The organism is Streptomyces sp. NPDC101776 (assembly GCF_044766845.1).
Taxonomy (GTDB): domain Bacteria; phylum Actinomycetota; class Actinomycetes; order Streptomycetales; family Streptomycetaceae; genus Streptomyces.
Map to the genome: position 1 here is coordinate 33,737 of NZ_JBIWMV010000038.1, position 14,001 is coordinate 47,737.

General features: G+C 69.3%; 13 protein-coding genes and 2 pseudogenes. 10 read left to right on the forward strand and 5 right to left on the reverse strand.

Annotation, left to right across the window (positions count from 1 at the left end; translation table 11 throughout):
* Positions 1 to 11: 11 nt before the first annotated feature.
* Positions 12 to 1,313 (reverse strand): ABC transporter substrate-binding protein, encoded by a 1,302-nt coding sequence (locus ACIRRY_RS49975; protein ID WP_403987232.1) that lies wholly within the window; start codon positions 1,311 to 1,313, stop codon positions 12 to 14.
* A 98-nt stretch (positions 1,314 to 1,411) separates the two neighbouring features.
* Here ACIRRY_RS49975 and ACIRRY_RS49980 point away from each other — a divergent pair, with 98 nt between their 5' ends.
* Positions 1,412 to 2,452: a LacI family DNA-binding transcriptional regulator gene (locus ACIRRY_RS49980; protein ID WP_403987235.1), complete on the forward strand. Its 1,041-nt coding sequence runs from the start codon at positions 1,412 to 1,414 to the stop codon at positions 2,450 to 2,452.
* A 275-nt stretch (positions 2,453 to 2,727) separates the two neighbouring features.
* On the opposite strand, the gene ACIRRY_RS49985 is transcribed toward ACIRRY_RS49980, so the two are convergent.
* Positions 2,728 to 3,165 carry a MarR family winged helix-turn-helix transcriptional regulator gene (locus ACIRRY_RS49985; protein WP_403987238.1) on the reverse strand — a complete coding sequence of 146 codons (438 nt, stop codon included), beginning with the start codon at positions 3,163 to 3,165 and terminating at the stop codon, positions 2,728 to 2,730.
* A gap of 162 nt (positions 3,166 to 3,327) precedes the next feature.
* Here ACIRRY_RS49985 and ACIRRY_RS49990 point away from each other — a divergent pair, with 162 nt between their 5' ends.
* The 6 genes from ACIRRY_RS49990 (at position 3,328) to ACIRRY_RS50015 (ending at position 8,282) form a co-directional block, all read left to right on the forward strand.
* Entirely contained in the window at positions 3,328 to 4,425 is a 1,098-nt protein-coding gene (locus ACIRRY_RS49990) for a substrate-binding domain-containing protein (protein WP_403987241.1), read from the forward strand.
* A gap of 127 nt (positions 4,426 to 4,552) precedes the next feature.
* Positions 4,553 to 4,834, forward strand: coding sequence for an FmdB family zinc ribbon protein (locus ACIRRY_RS49995; RefSeq protein ID WP_403987244.1), 282 nt, complete (start codon positions 4,553 to 4,555; stop codon positions 4,832 to 4,834).
* A gap of 46 nt (positions 4,835 to 4,880) precedes the next feature.
* The gene (gene fmdA, locus ACIRRY_RS50000) at positions 4,881 to 6,128 is read left to right on the forward strand and encodes a formamidase (RefSeq protein ID WP_403987247.1); all 1,248 of its coding nucleotides are present in this window, start codon (positions 4,881 to 4,883) and stop codon (positions 6,126 to 6,128) included.
* Between the two features lie 37 nt (positions 6,129 to 6,165).
* Complete coding sequence (locus ACIRRY_RS50005) at positions 6,166 to 7,197, forward strand: alpha/beta fold hydrolase (protein ID WP_403987250.1); 1,032 nt, start codon at positions 6,166 to 6,168, stop codon at positions 7,195 to 7,197.
* Positions 7,198 to 7,199: 2 nt separating this feature from the next.
* Complete coding sequence (locus ACIRRY_RS50010; protein WP_403987254.1) at positions 7,200 to 7,784, forward strand: DUF1097 domain-containing protein; 585 nt, start codon at positions 7,200 to 7,202, stop codon at positions 7,782 to 7,784.
* Between the two features lie 87 nt (positions 7,785 to 7,871).
* Positions 7,872 to 8,282: a hypothetical protein gene (locus tag ACIRRY_RS50015; protein ID WP_403987257.1), complete on the forward strand. Its 411-nt coding sequence runs from the start codon at positions 7,872 to 7,874 to the stop codon at positions 8,280 to 8,282.
* 391 nt (positions 8,283 to 8,673) lie between these two features.
* On the opposite strand, the pseudogene ACIRRY_RS50020 reads toward ACIRRY_RS50015, so the two are convergent.
* From ACIRRY_RS50020 to ACIRRY_RS50030, 3 genes and pseudogenes are all read right to left on the reverse strand, one after another.
* Positions 8,674 to 8,847 (reverse strand): annotated as a pseudogene (locus ACIRRY_RS50020) (phosphopyruvate hydratase); the annotation flags it as partial.
* 51 nt (positions 8,848 to 8,898) lie between these two features.
* Positions 8,899 to 9,627: a spermidine synthase gene (locus tag ACIRRY_RS50025; protein WP_403987260.1), complete on the reverse strand. Its 729-nt coding sequence runs from the start codon at positions 9,625 to 9,627 to the stop codon at positions 8,899 to 8,901.
* Between the two features lie 101 nt (positions 9,628 to 9,728).
* On the reverse strand, positions 9,729 to 11,414 hold the full coding sequence (locus ACIRRY_RS50030) for a ribonuclease J (protein ID WP_403987263.1): 1,686 nt from the start codon (positions 11,412 to 11,414) through the stop codon (positions 9,729 to 9,731).
* A 363-nt stretch (positions 11,415 to 11,777) separates the two neighbouring features.
* Between ACIRRY_RS50030 and ACIRRY_RS50035 the strand changes: the two genes are divergently transcribed.
* The 3 genes and pseudogenes from ACIRRY_RS50035 to ACIRRY_RS50045 all read left to right on the forward strand — a co-directional run.
* On the forward strand, positions 11,778 to 11,906 hold the full coding sequence (locus ACIRRY_RS50035; RefSeq protein ID WP_403987275.1) for a glutamate-cysteine ligase family protein: 129 nt from the start codon (positions 11,778 to 11,780) through the stop codon (positions 11,904 to 11,906).
* Between the two features lie 762 nt (positions 11,907 to 12,668).
* Complete coding sequence (locus ACIRRY_RS50040) at positions 12,669 to 13,331, forward strand: transposase (RefSeq protein WP_403987266.1); 663 nt, start codon at positions 12,669 to 12,671, stop codon at positions 13,329 to 13,331.
* Positions 13,332 to 13,334: 3 nt separating this feature from the next.
* A pseudogene (locus ACIRRY_RS50045) lies at positions 13,335 to 14,001 on the forward strand (IS701 family transposase); the annotation flags it as partial.

Sequence of the window (14,001 nt, forward strand, 5' to 3'; positions counted from 1 at the left end):
CGCGAGCGTCCTCATCCGACCGTGTACCCGGTGGTCTTGGCCGCCGCTTCCAGCTTGTCCTGCCAACTCCCCAGGGAATCACGGAGGTTGCCGCCGGAGTCGACCGCTTTGACGAAGGTGTCGTTGAAGCTGCTCTGCCAGTCGGCCTCGAAGCGGACCGCGCCGAAGCCCGGCCGCAGCGCGTTGGCCGCCGCGGTGAGGGCCGGCATCGGGTCGGAGGCGTAGTACGAGTCCTTCGACTTGGCCTCGCCCCACTTCTTCGCGGCTGCCGTGAAGGCGGGGTAAGTGGGCTGCTTCGCCTGGAGGTTGATGTCGGTGGTCATCCAGCGCACCAGGTCCGCGGCCTGCTGGGTACGTCCGTCGGCGTGCGAGGAGACGAGGAAGGCGCCGCCGCCGACCTGTCCGGCGTACGGCTTGTTCTCGCCGGGCCAGGTGGGCATGGGGGCGGCGGCGATCCGGCCCGCCGGCACCTTGAAGGCGGGCGCGAACATGAAGTCGCCGAACCAGGCCGGGGCCGGCAGCATGAGGATCTTGTCGCTCTTGCCGAACTTCGCGAAGCCCGGGTCGATGGGCACGACGCTGGTGACGGCCTTCTTGCGGGCGAGCGGCTGGAGCAGATCGGCGACCCGGGTGCAGTCGGACCGGCCGAGGTCGATGTGGACCTTTGTGAGGCTGAGCGTGTCGCGGGTGGGGCAGCCGCTGCTGCCGAAGTAGATGCCGGCGCCGTACTTGCCGTTGACGGCTCCGACGATGGTGCCGGGGTGCTCCGAGGCCGCCTTCAGACCGGTCTTCTGGTAGTCGGCCCAGGTCTTGGGGACCTGGTAGCCGTATCGCTTCATCAGTTTCGCGTCGTACCACAGGACGGTGGGGGCGATGTCGTTGCGCAGGCAGTACGTCTTGCCGCCGAAGGTGCAGGTGTCGAGTGAGCCGGGGGTGAAGCCGTCGCGGACGGACTTGGGGACCAGGTCGTCGAGCGGGGCCGCGTAGCCGAACCGCGCGCTCGCGAGCGTTGCGGCCTCGGCCGGGTTGGCGAGGAAGACGACGTCGGGCCAACCGCTTTTGGTGCGGTTGGCGAGCGAGATCTTGGTGGGCACGTAACCCGCGTCGGGCGGGATGGTGACGATGCGCATCTTCACGTCGGGGTGGGCCTTCTTGTACTGCTGGGCCGCGGGCATACGGGTGTTGTCCACCCAGACCAGTAACTCGCCCCTGCCGGCGCCCGAACGGCTGCCGCCGCCGGTGCCTCCGCAGCCGGAGAGCACCAGACCCAGGGCCGCGGCCACGGCCAGGGGAGCCATGTGCCAGCTCTTCATGAGGAACCACCTTTTCGCCGAGGAGCCCTACTCCGGGAACAGGTATTGCGATACTTTTCGCAAAACTCGATCGCCCGGCAACGTAGGAGATTCATCCGATGACGTCAACGGTTCGGACGGGATCCAGCGACGGAAGGCGACGCACGTTGGCGGAAATCGCTGACCAAGCGGGAGTATCGGTGTCCACCATCTCCAAGGTGCTGCACAAGAGATCCGATGTATCTGCGGAGACTCGCGCCAAGGTGCAGCGGCTGCTCGAACAGCACGGTTACCTGGCGAAACACCACCCGGCCGCCACCACGGCCCCACCCGGCGGCCTGATCGACTTCGTCATCAACGAACTGGACAGCCCCTGGGCGGTCGAGTTGATCCGGGGCGCGGAGGACGTCCTGCACGACGCGGGCATGGGGCTGGTGGTTTCCTCCACCCACGGCCGGACCAGACGTGCCCGTCAGTGGTTGGACTCGCTGGCCACCCGCTCCACCCGCGGAGCGATCCTCGTGGTGCCCGAACTGACCCCCGAGCAGCACGAGGAGTTGGGCCGCCTCGGCATCCCCTACGCACTCGTGATGCCGATCGACGAACCGGCGCCGGGCACACCGTGGGTGGGCGCGACCAACTGGCCCGGCGGACTGGCGGCGACGCGGCACCTCATCGACCTGGGCCATGAGCGCATCGCCATCATCAGCGGCCCGGAGCGTCGGCTCACCTCACGGGCACGGGTCGACGGGTACCGCTCGGCCCTGGCGGAGGCGGAACTGCCCTTCGACCCCGGGCTGGTGCGCTACGGCGACTTCACCCACGGCCTCGCGTACCAACACGCCCTGGAACTCCTGGCGTTGCCCGACCGTCCGACGGCGATCTTCGCCGGCAGCGACCACCAGGCGCTGGGTACCTACCGGGCCGCCGCCGAACTGGGCCTGCGCATCCCGGCCGACGTCAGCGTGGTCGGCTTCGACGACCTGCCCTTCGCGGACTGGGTCACCCCACGCCTGACGACGATCCGCACCCCCCTTGCCGACATGACCGCCCTCGCGGCCCGGATGGTGCTGCGGTTGTTGTCCGGCGAACAGCCGGAGACGACGCGGGTGGAGGTGGCGACGGAACTGGTGGTGAGGGAGAGCACCGGACGCCGGTGAGGACGAGGGGGCCGCGACTGTGCGCATGCTGCTGAGAGGTCCGGCTGCGGCTCGGCTGAGGGTGCGGTCGTTTCTGCTGCGTCCCGGTTGACGGGGATCGTTCGGATGGCGCTCATGGTGGGAGGGCCGACGCTCACCCGTTCGGGATCGGAGGCACTCCGTCGCGGGTACGGTGTTCCGCGCGGTCGATCTCGACCCCGTACCGGTGTCGCCGGCGTGGGACCGGGCTTCGAACCTGGGCGGGAGGCGGACCGCGCTCCAAGGCGGACGGTCGGTCAGCCCAGGCGCCTCGACGCACGCTGGAGCAGTGTCCGCAGCAGGGCCGTCTCCTCGGTGCCGAGGGCGGTCGCGATGTGATCCTTTTCGTGTTCGACCGCGGCGGTCCAGCGGGGGAGTGCCTCGGCTCCCCGGTCCGAGGCGAAGACCAGGACGCGCCGCCGGTCGGTGTCGTCCACGCGGCGCAGGACGAGGCCGAGGGAGACCATGCGGTCGACGACCTTGGTCAGCGTCGGGGCTGTCAGCAGGGCGACTTCGGCGACTTCGGCCATGGCGTGGCCGGTGCCGTCGCCCAGGAACGACAGCACGCGCCACTCCTCGAGCGTCGCGCCCTCCGCCTTCAAGGCCTCACCGAGTCGTTGGACGACGCTCCGCTCCACGAGCGTGAGTGCTCGTGCCAAGTCGAGTTCGGATACGGCCGCCGGGGTCGTGGTCATCGCCCTGCCCAGTGTCGTCGTGGTGTGGGGGTGGACTGCGGCGGTGGCGGTCGTGCGCGCTCGCGCCGCAGAAGGGGTTCATCGTGGAGTGGCTCCACGATACAGTCATTTCCTTATCGCCGTGAAATATTCTCGTAGCAACCAATCGCTAGTGTGAGCCCTATGATCGAGAAGGCGTCTGTCCGGCTCGGCTCTCCGGCAGGCCGGACCCGGGACGCGCTGGACGTCGCCCTGGTGATACCGCTCCAGGGGCCCGCCGGGATCTTCGGGCCGTCCTGCGAGTGCTGCGCGCGGCTCGCGGTCGAGGAGGTCAACGCCGGCTCCGGCGTGCTGGGCAGGGAGTTGCGACTGGTCCTCGTCGACGGCGGGGCGCCGCCCGAGCAGGTGGCGACCGAGGTCGACGCGCTGGTCTCCGGCGGTGTCGTCGACGCGGTGGCCGGCTGGCACATCTCCGCCGTCCGTGAGGTCGTGGCGCCGCGCATCGACGGCCGTGTGCCGTACGTCTACACCGCCCTCTACGAGGGGGGAGAGCGGTCACCCGGCGTGTTCCTGACCGGCGAGACCCCGGGCCGTCAACTGCGGCCCTCACTGCGGTGGTTCGCCGGTGAACTCGGCATCCGGCGCTGGACGATCGTCGGCGACGACTACGTCTGGCCCCGCTCCTCCGCCCGCGCCGCCCGCCGCTACCTGCGTGAGCTGGGCGGCGAGGTCTGCGACGAGATGTATGTCCCGCTGGGCACCAAGGACTTCGGTCCGGTCCTGGCCCGGGTCGCGGCCAGTGACTGCGAGGCCGTCCTCATGCTGCTGATCGGCGACGACGCCGTGCTCTTCAACCGCGCGTTCACCGCCGCCGGACTCGACCGTGACCGCATCCGGTTCAGCTCGCTGATCGAGGAGAACGTCCTGCTGGCGACCGGGCCGGAGAACACCCGGGGGCTGATGACCGCCGCCGGCTACTTCGAGGACCTGCCCACCGCCTCCGGCCTCGACTTCGCCGCCGCGTACGGCCGCCGGTTCGGCCCCGCGGCGCCGGTGCTCAACAGCCTCGGCGAGTCCTGCTACGAGGGCGTGCGCATGCTCACCGAGCTGCTGAGCCGGGCGGGCGGCGCCGACATGGAGAGGATCCAGGCGACCGCCGAGGGCCTTGAGTACGAGACTCCGCGCGGCACCGTCCAGATCCGCGACCGCCATCTGCGTCAGCGGGTGTTCCTCGCCGCGGCCGACGGGCTGCAGTGGGACGTGCTCCAGCAGCTGCCGTAGGCGACACCTCGACACCTCGACACCTCGGCGCCTTCAGCCTTTTACGCGCACGTAACACGGTGAACTCTTGCCCAATTGCTTCGGATGGAAATACTTTTTTCTCGAAGCTTTCGGAAGTGAGTTCTCCATGGCGACATACCAGTACCGCTGCCCGGGCTGCGGTCCCTTCGACGTGACCCGTCCGATGGGTCGCGCCCTCCCCGAAGAGCAGTGCCCAACGTGCGGCCTCCACGGCCGCCGTGCCTTCACCGCCCCGATGCTCCCCCGCACCTCCGCCCCCCTGGCCCGAGCCCTCCAGTCCCAGGAGGCCAGCGCCCACGAACCGCGCGTCGTCACCGAGATCCCGTCGGCTCGCCGCCGCCCGGCCTCGCCCTCCGACCCCCGGCAAGCCCAACTGCCCAAGCCCTGACGCCTGTTGCCCGAACCCCCAGCCACCTGTTCTTGGAGGCAGTCCCATGCCCGAAGTCGTCTTCAGCGTCGACCAGGCCATGTCCATGCGCGACCAGAAGGTCCCCGGTCACAACCGCTGGCACCCCGACGTCCCGCCCGCCGTCACCGTGAAGCCGGGCTCGGAGTTCCGCATCGAGTGCCGGGACTGGACCGACAACCAGATCGGCAACAACGACTCGGCCAACGACGTACGCGACGTCGACCTCAGCCACGCCCACATGCTCAGCGGGCCCATCGCGGTGGAGGGCGCCGAACCCGGTGACCTGCTCGTCGTCGACATCCTCGACCTCGGACCCGTGCCGCAGTCGCAGGGCGAGGGATCGGGACAGGGCTGGGGCTACACCGGTGTCTTCGCCAAGGACAACGGCGGCGGCTTCCTCACCGACCGCTTCCCCGACTCGTACAAAGCCGTCTGGGACTTCCACGGCCAGCAGGCCACCTCACGCCACATCCCCGGCGTCCGCTACACCGGCATCACCCACCCCGGCCTCTTCGGCACCGCGCCCTCCGCCGAACTGCTGGCCCGCTGGAACGCCCGCGAGCAGGCCCTCATCGACACAGACCCGCACCGGGTGCCGGCGCTCGCCCTGCCCCCGCTGGCCGCGGGCGCCCTGGCCGGGACCGCGAGCGGCGAGACCGCCTCCCGCATCGCCGCCGAAGGCGCCCGCACCGTCCCGGCCCGCGAGAACGGCGGCAACCACGACATCAAGAACTTCACCCGCGGCTCACGGGTCTTCTACCCCGTCCTCGTCCCCGGCGCCCTGCTGTCCGGCGGCGACCTGCACTTCAGCCAGGGCGACGGCGAGATCACCTTCTGCGGCGCCATCGAGATGGGCGGCTACATCGACCTGCACGTCGACCTCATCAAGGGCGGCATGGAGAAGTACGGGGTCACCACCAACCCCATCTTCATGCCGGGCAACGTCGCACCGCAGTACACCGAGTTCATCTCGTTCGTCGGCATCTCCGTCGACCACGACACGGACACCAACCACTACCTCGACGCGACGATGGCCTACCGCAACGCCTGCCTCAACGCCGTGGACTACCTCACCACCTTCGGCTACAGCGGCGAACAGGCCTACCTCCTCCTCGGCTCGGCCCCGATCGAGGGCCGGATCAGCGGAGTCGTCGACATCCCGAACGCGTGCAGCACCCTCTACCTCCCCACGGCGATCTTCGACTTCGACATCAAGCCGACGGCCGAGGGACCGAGGAGGGCCGACCGCGGCCAGTGCGCCGTCACCTCCTGACACCGCGCTCTCCACCGTTCCCCCGAAAGGACACCCCATGAGTGAACAACTCACCTTCCAGCTGGGCGACTTCACCACCCAGCACGGTGCCACCCTGCGTGGTGCGACCCTCGCCTACACCACGTACGGCGAGCTGAACGCCGACAAGTCCAACGTGATCGTGTACCCCACCTGGTACTCCGGCCGGCACTGGGACAACGAGTGGCTCATCGGCTCCGGACTGGCCCTGGACCCCGAGCACTACTTCATCATCGTCCCCAACATGCTCGGCAACGGCCTGTCCACATCACCGAGCAACACCCCGCCGCCGTACGATCGCGCCCGATTCCCGCACATCACGGTGTACGACCAGATCGAGGCCCAGCACAAGCTGGTCACCGAGGAGTTCGGCATCGAGAAGATCGCTCTCGTGACCGGCTGGTCGATGGGCGCCGGGCAGACCTACCAATGGGCCGTCAGCCACCCCGAGATGGTCGAGCGGATCGCCCCCTTCTGCGGCTCCCCGCGCACCAGCCTCCACAACAAGGTCTTCCTCGAAGGCGTCAAAGCAGCACTGACCGCCGACGCGGTCTACAACGGCGGCTGGTACGACGAGAAGCGGCCGACCACCGGACTGCGGGCGCTCGCCCGGGTGTACGCGGGATGGGGCTTCTCGCAGGCGTTCTACTGGGAGAAGGAGTACGAGAAACTCGGCTACACCTCCCTGGAGGACTTCCTCGTCGGCTTCTGGGAGGGCTTCTTCCTCGACGGCCGTGACCCCAACAACCTCCTCACCATGCTCTGGACCTGGCAGAACGGCGACGTCGGGCTCACCCCCGGCTTCGACGGAAACACCGAGGCGGCGCTCGGCTCGATCCGGGCGACAACGCTCGACATGCCCGCCGAGAAGGACCTCTACTTCCCGCCGGAGGACGAGGCCTGGGCCGTCAGCCACATCGCCAGCGCCGAACTCCGCGTGATCCCCGGCATCTGGGGACACTTCGCCGGCCACGGCAGCAACCCCAAGGACACCGAGTTCATCGACACGGGTCTGAAGGAACTGCTGGCCAAGCCAGGGGGGCTGGCCTAGCCATGAACCTCGGACGGATCAGACTCCCGCACGAGGTCAGCGCCTCGATCGTCGCCTTCGCCACCGTCTTCCTGCTGATGAGCCCGCTCAAGATGCCGACCTGGGCCATCTTCATCACCTGGGCGGGAACGTTCCTCCAGGGCGGTCCGAGCCGCTCCAACGCGCTCGCCATGGTCACCGCGACCACCACCGGGGCAGGCTTCGGCGTGGTGGCCGTACTGCTCAACCGCGAGACAGGCACCATGTTCGGCACCGGCGCCTTCGCCCAGACCCTCGCCCTGGCCGTGGTGATCTTCGTCGTCAACGGCACCCTCCTGGCAACTGGCCGGCTCAAGCCCTTCGCTCTCATCCCGGGCATGTTCTTCGGCTTCGCCTCCCTCTTCGCCACCTACTTCGGCGGCTTCGGCTACGACGCCGGCCACCTGGGCGCCGCCTTCGTCAGCGCCGCCGCGATGTGCGCCCTGGGCCCCCTCTGCGCCACGCTCGGCCTGCGGTTGATGCTCGCACCCCCACCCACCGCACCCGAGCCCGTGGCGCAGTTCGAGACCGAGGAGGTGACCCCCTCGGTCAACGAGGCACCCGCGTGACACAACCGCTCGCGCCCACCACGGCGCAGGGCCGGCCGACCACCGGCCGGCCCTGCGCCGTCTCCGGGTAGGTTCGACGCACTGGCTGTGGACCGTGGCGACGAACTCACCATGTGCTTCGACTTCATCGGAATGCAGCGGATGCACCTGTCGATGGCACGAACGGAGGCAGGGCCACAGGCTGCCGCACCGCACGATCGCCCCGCCGCCCGGCGCGACGCCCACTGGGCCAGGTTCGTTCGCAACCACGACGAACTCACCCTCGACAAGCTGAGCGACGACGAACGCGCCGAGGTCTTCGCCGCTTTCGGCCCCGACAAGGACATGCGGCTGTACGACCGGGACCTGCGCCGCAGGCTGCCACCCATGGTCGACGGCGACCGGCGCCGTAGCGAACTCGCCTACAGCCTGCTCTTCACCCTGCCTGGCACCCCCGTGCTCTTTTCCACCGCCGAGCCGCATTCGGCTGTTCGTCGAGCGCTACCGGGAGGCTCCTGAGCTGGCCTGGGGCGAGTACCGCCTGGTGGAGACGGGGGAGCGCGCCGTGCTCGCCCACATCAGCGGCACGATCGACGGGGGGTCCTGGCCCTGCACAACTTCGCAGGCCGCCCCCTCACCGTACGGCTGCGGCTTCCGGACACCGAACCGGGTGGCAGGCTGAACGACCTTCTCGACGAGGACCACGCCCGACTCAGGTGTCCGACGACGGTCTGCTCCTCGTCGAACTGCCCGCATACGGGTATCCGTGGTTGCGTGTCGGCACCCCGGCTGACGATCCAGACACGGTCGCTTCCAGCCGATACAGCTCAGCATCCTTGCGCCGCCTACCGGCTCGACCTGTACGGCAACCTGTGGGCCGATCACCGCGGTGCGCAGATCCGCCACTCCGTCACTCCTCGCCGATGATCGCCGGGTTGCTGACCAACAGGTCGTCGCCGTCCAGCTGGGTGCGGTTGCCGTGGCGTTCCGTCATTCGGCTCCGGCCGTCCCGATGGCCTCGCCAAGGCCGCCTCGATGAACCGGAGGGGACGCGGTCGCACAGCTCCTCGTAGCGGTCCTGGAGCGCATGCTCTGCCGTACGCGGGCAGCGGCCGGACCGCCCGCCGAGTTCTTCCTACGGCGTGTCCGGTGCTTTGCCGGCCAGGTAGACGGTGTTGGTCGAGGTACCGCCCTGCAGCGGGTTGTCGAAGTCGACGACATGGGCCGCTGTCTGTGCGAAGACCTCGGAGAGCGTGGAGGTGAACTGCGCGTCGGGCGGGTCGTTCGACCACAACGCGAACACCCCGCCGGGGTGGAGGTGATCGGCGAGAGCGCGGAGCCCGGCGGGCTCGTAGAGCGCCGCGTGGCGCGGGTGGAGCACATGGCGCGGCGAGTGGTCGACGTCGAGCAGGATGGCGTGGAACCGGCGGCCCGGCTCCCTGGGATCGAGACCGTGCGGACCGGCGGCCAGCGCGAAGAAGTCCCCGTGCAGCAGGCGGCAGCGGGCGTCCGAGGAGAGCCGGGCTCCGAGGGGCACCAAGCCCCTCTGATGCCAGTCGATGACTTCGGCGAGCGCGTCGATGACGGTCAGCGTGCGCACCCGGGGGTCGTCCAGGGCGGCCTGGGCGGTGTAGCCGAGTCCGAGCCCGCCCACGGCCACATCCAGTTCGGTGTCCGGCAGGGTCGCCAGGGCGAGTTCCGTGAGAGCGACCTCGCCGGTGGTGAAGAGGCTGGACATCAGGAACTCGTCGCCGAGCTTCACCTCGTACACGTCGTCCCCCGAGACCGGGTGGCGGCGCCGACGCAGACTGATCTCGCCGAGGGGCGTCGGTTGCCAGTCGAGCTCCTCGAAGCGCAGGCCCATGTGTTCACCTTTCTGACGTGCGTGGGTGCACGGTGTTGATGCCGCGTGACGAGGCGTGTTCCACCCCGGTGCGGGAGCGAGACGGTGAAGTGGCGGCCCTGTCAGGCGTCGATGATGACGGGGATGATCAGGGGCCTGCGGCGGTGGGTGCGGAAAGCCCAATTGGCCACGGCGCGTGCGACGAGTTGTTCGAGCTGGTGGGCATCACCGACGCCCTCCCGGGCGGCGTTGGCCAGCGTTTTTTCGATGACGGGGACGACCGGCTCGAAAGTGGTGTCGTCGTGGACGAAGCCGCGGGCCAGGAAGTCGGGGGCCTCGGCAAGGGCGCCCGTGTCGGCGTCGACGATGGCCACCACCGTGATGACGCCCTCCTGGGCGAGCGTGACGCGGTCTTTGAGGGACGCCTCCGTGGCACCGCCGACTTCCATGCCGTCCACATAGACGTTCCCCGCGGGCACCTTGCCGGTGATCGAGGCGCGGCCGTCGACGAGATCGACAACGACACCGTCCTCGGCGATCACGACCCGGTCGGGGTCGACGCCGGTACGGATGGCGAGGTCGGCGTTGGCCCGCAGGTGTCGGAACTCGCCATGCACGGGCATGACGTTGCGAGGCCGGACGATGTTGTAGCAGTAGACGAGTTCCCCGGCGCTGGCGTGCCCGGAGACGTGCACCTTGGCGTTGCCCTTGTGGACGACGTTGGCGCCCCACCGGGTCAGGCCGTTGATCACCCGGTAGATGGCGTTCTCGTTGCCGGGGATCAGGGAGCTGGCGAGCAGGACGGTGTCCCCCTTGCCGATACGGATCGCGTGGTCGCGGTTGGCCATCCGGGACAGGGCCGCCATCGGCTCGCCCTGAGAGCCCGTGCACACCAGGGTGATCTTGTGGTCCGGGAGTCTCTCCAGTTCCTTGATGTTCAGGATGAGGCCGGCCGGGACCTTGAGGTAGCCCAGGTCCCGGGCGATGCCCATGTTGCGAACCATGGAGCGGCCCACGAAGGCGACCTTGCGGCCGTGTTGGTGAGCGGCGTCGAGGACTTGCTGGATGCGGTGCACGTGGCTGGCGAAGCTGGAGACGATGACCCGCCGGGGTGCGGTCCGGATCACCTGCTCGATCGCGGGGTTCAGTTCGCGTTCGGACGTGGTGAAGCCGGGGACCTCGGCGTTGGTGGAGTCGGTGAGGAACAGGTCCACGCCCTCCTCGCCGAGGCGCGCGAAAGCGCGCAGGTCGGTGATGCGGTCGTCCAGGGGGAACTGGTCCATCTTGAAGTCACCGGTGTGCAGCACCAAGCCGGCCCCGGTCCGCAGCGCCACCGCGAGCCCGTCCGGGATGGAGTGGTTGACGGCCACGAACTCGCAGTCGAAGGGGCCGAAGCCGCGCCGGTCGCCCTCCCGCACCCGCACCGTACGCGGGGTGATGCCGTGCTCTTTGAGCTTGGCCTCGAGGAATGCGAGGGTGAGCTTGGAGCCGACGACGGGGATGTCGGAGCGCTCCCGCAGCAGATAGGGCACGCCCCCGATGTGGTCCTCGTGGCCGTGGGTGAGCACTATGGCCACGATGTCGTCGAGGCGATCCCGGATCGACGTGAAGTCGGGCAGGATCACATCCACGCCGGGCTGGTTCTCTTCGGGGAACAGCACACCGCAGTCCACGATCAGCAGCTTTCCCGCATGCTCGAAGACGGTCATGTTGCGACCGATCTCACCCAGGCCGCCCAGGGCGGTGACCCTCAGCCCACCTTCGGGTAGCGGCGGAGCGGCTTTGAGTTCTGGGTGCGGATGGCTCATACCCTCACGTTACCGGGGAGTCGGCGAGGATGATCCACCACCCTCTGTCGCCTGGCTCCATGGTGGAGGCGAGGCGCGTGCGACGCCGGGCGTTCGCACACTGGAGGCCGTGGCCCCCGCCCGTTGCCTTGTTCCGGGGCATCTCGGTTTCGTCCGCGGAGCCGTGCACGCCGTGGCCGTCGGCGCTTCCCCGTTCGGCCATGCAATTCTCGCGCTCGCCGTTCAGGAGAATGCCGGCCTACTGGCCTCGCGCTTTCGTCCTGCCCGCGTCTGCGGCACGCAGGTACATGTGGACATACCCGACCGCGACACGGCAGTCGGTGTCATGTGAGCCGTCGCCTCTGGCTGCCCGACCTGCTGGCGATGTCCGCCAGCTCACCCTTCAGGCACGGGTCCGACACGAGCCACGCCGACCGGCGCACGCCGATGTGGGAGCGCCGGCCCACCGCGGCACCGGCCGCACGCCGGACCAGCCTCGGCGTGCGGACGTGATCAACGAGGAATGTCGGCGGGGCGCGTGCCGGGCAGGCGTTGCCCCCGAATCCATGAGAGCGGCTCTCGGGCATGCGCTCCCGGCCTCCCGGGCATCGGGTTCCACATATCCCGCCAGGGGGCGGGATATGTGGTCACGGCCGACGGAGAGGCCGTCGCGCTGCGGTCCGGCGGCATCGTCCTTGCCCCGCACGGCGCGGAACGCGGTCCCACCCACGCCGTACCCGCTCCGGGCGGCGGCCTGCCGTTGGCCGACACGGGCCCACGACCGGACGGCCGGGATCCGGACGACATCGAATTCCTCCGCGGTGCCTACCGCCCACGACCGTCGCCGGGTACATCCGTTTCTGCGCCACCTGCCGGACACCGTCACCGGGCCGCCCGACTACGGCCGGCACCCGGAAATCCGGTCCTTCATCTACATGCCGGACAACGACGGTACCCTGTTACGGGCCGGCACCGATGTGACCCGCTCGGCGCGCTCGTCGACCTGCTGCTCACACAGGTGCTGCGTCTGTGGCAGTGGCAGGGGAGCAGGGCCCGGACGGTCGACGACGCGGCCGGCATTTCGCGTACGGCGTTCACCCGGCGGTTCACCGCGTCAGTGGGTGAGCCGCCGATGGCGTACCTGATCGGCCGACGATTGATCACAGGTGCCCGACTCCTGTGCTGTCTCAGCACGTTGCGGTGGTTTGTTGACGGCGGGTCGGGGCGGTAGTACGCCGGAGGTGAGAGTTTCAACTGGGCTTCGTGGAGCCTGAGATGACGAAGTGGCTGCCCTGCCCGCCCGCGCCCGGTCCGCTGGAAGCCTGCGCCGCCTGTTTCGATGATCTCTTCGAGACGCTGGCGCAGCGGCGTGGGTTTCGTGAGTATCTGGCCGGGCTGCTGCTTCCGCGGGACCGGAACAAGACGCTGACCTGCCTGGCAGGTACCGAGCCGGTGGTCGGTGCCCAGCATGCGGCGGTGCAGCGGCTGCAGTTCTTCCTCTCGGAGTCGACCTGGGACAACCACCAGCTCAACGGGCGTCGCCTGGAACTGCTGCTGGCCGATCCGGCCACCGCGCCGCACGGGAGCGGGGAGCTGGTGATCGATGATTCCGGGGACCGCACGTCAGGGACGGCGACCGCGCACGTGGGCAAGCAGTACCTGGGCTCGGTCGGGAAGATCGACCGCGGGGTGGTCACCGTGACCACCTGCTGGGCGGACGAGCGCGTCTACTATCCCGTGCACGCCTGCCCCTACACCCCTGCTCACCACTTCCCACTGGGAAAGACGGACCCGGGCTTCCGGTCCAAACTGCAGATCGCGGTGGCCCTGGCCGCCCAGGCCAAGGCGGCCGGGCTCTCCTGTAGGGCGGTGGCCGCCGACTGCGCCTACGGCGACCACGACAGCTTCCGTGCCGGCCTCCACGCAGCCGGCCTGTAGTTCGTGATAGCCCTCAAACCCCGGCACGGTACCTGGTCCTACGGCACCGGCGCGTACACCCCCGTCGATGCCGCCCACGGCCTGACCTGGACCGATGCCGACCGTTCCGGGGACTGGACACGTATCGAGCGCACCTTCCGCGACGGACACACTGTCACCTGGTGGGCCGCTGAGGCCCGGCTCGGCTGGTGGGGCCCGGACGGGAACGTCCGCCTGGTCGTGGCCACCACCGACCCGGCCACCCTGCCGGCGAAGGCGACCTGGTACCTGGCCACCGACCTGCCCCGGCCCGGCTCCCCGCGCGTCGCCGACTCGCCCTACCTGCCCGCCGACCTCGCCGAGACCGTGCGGATCTACGGGCTGCGGCACTGGGTCGAGCAGAGCTGCAAACAGGTCAAGGACGAACTCGGCCGGGCCGACTTCCAGGTCCGCTCCGACACCGCCGTCCGACGCCACCAGACCCTCGTCGACTGCGCGTTCAGCTTCTGCTGGAACACCTGGTTCGCCCCACCGCCACCGGCATCGGCCGACCCAGCACCCGATCCTGACACACCATCTGGATCGGCAGAGAGGGAGCGGGACAGAACACCATCCGCCCCAACTGCCCTGCTGGCCCCGGGCAATACGGGCCGTCCGTGGCTGGCTGGTGCCCTGGAACATGCTGCAACGC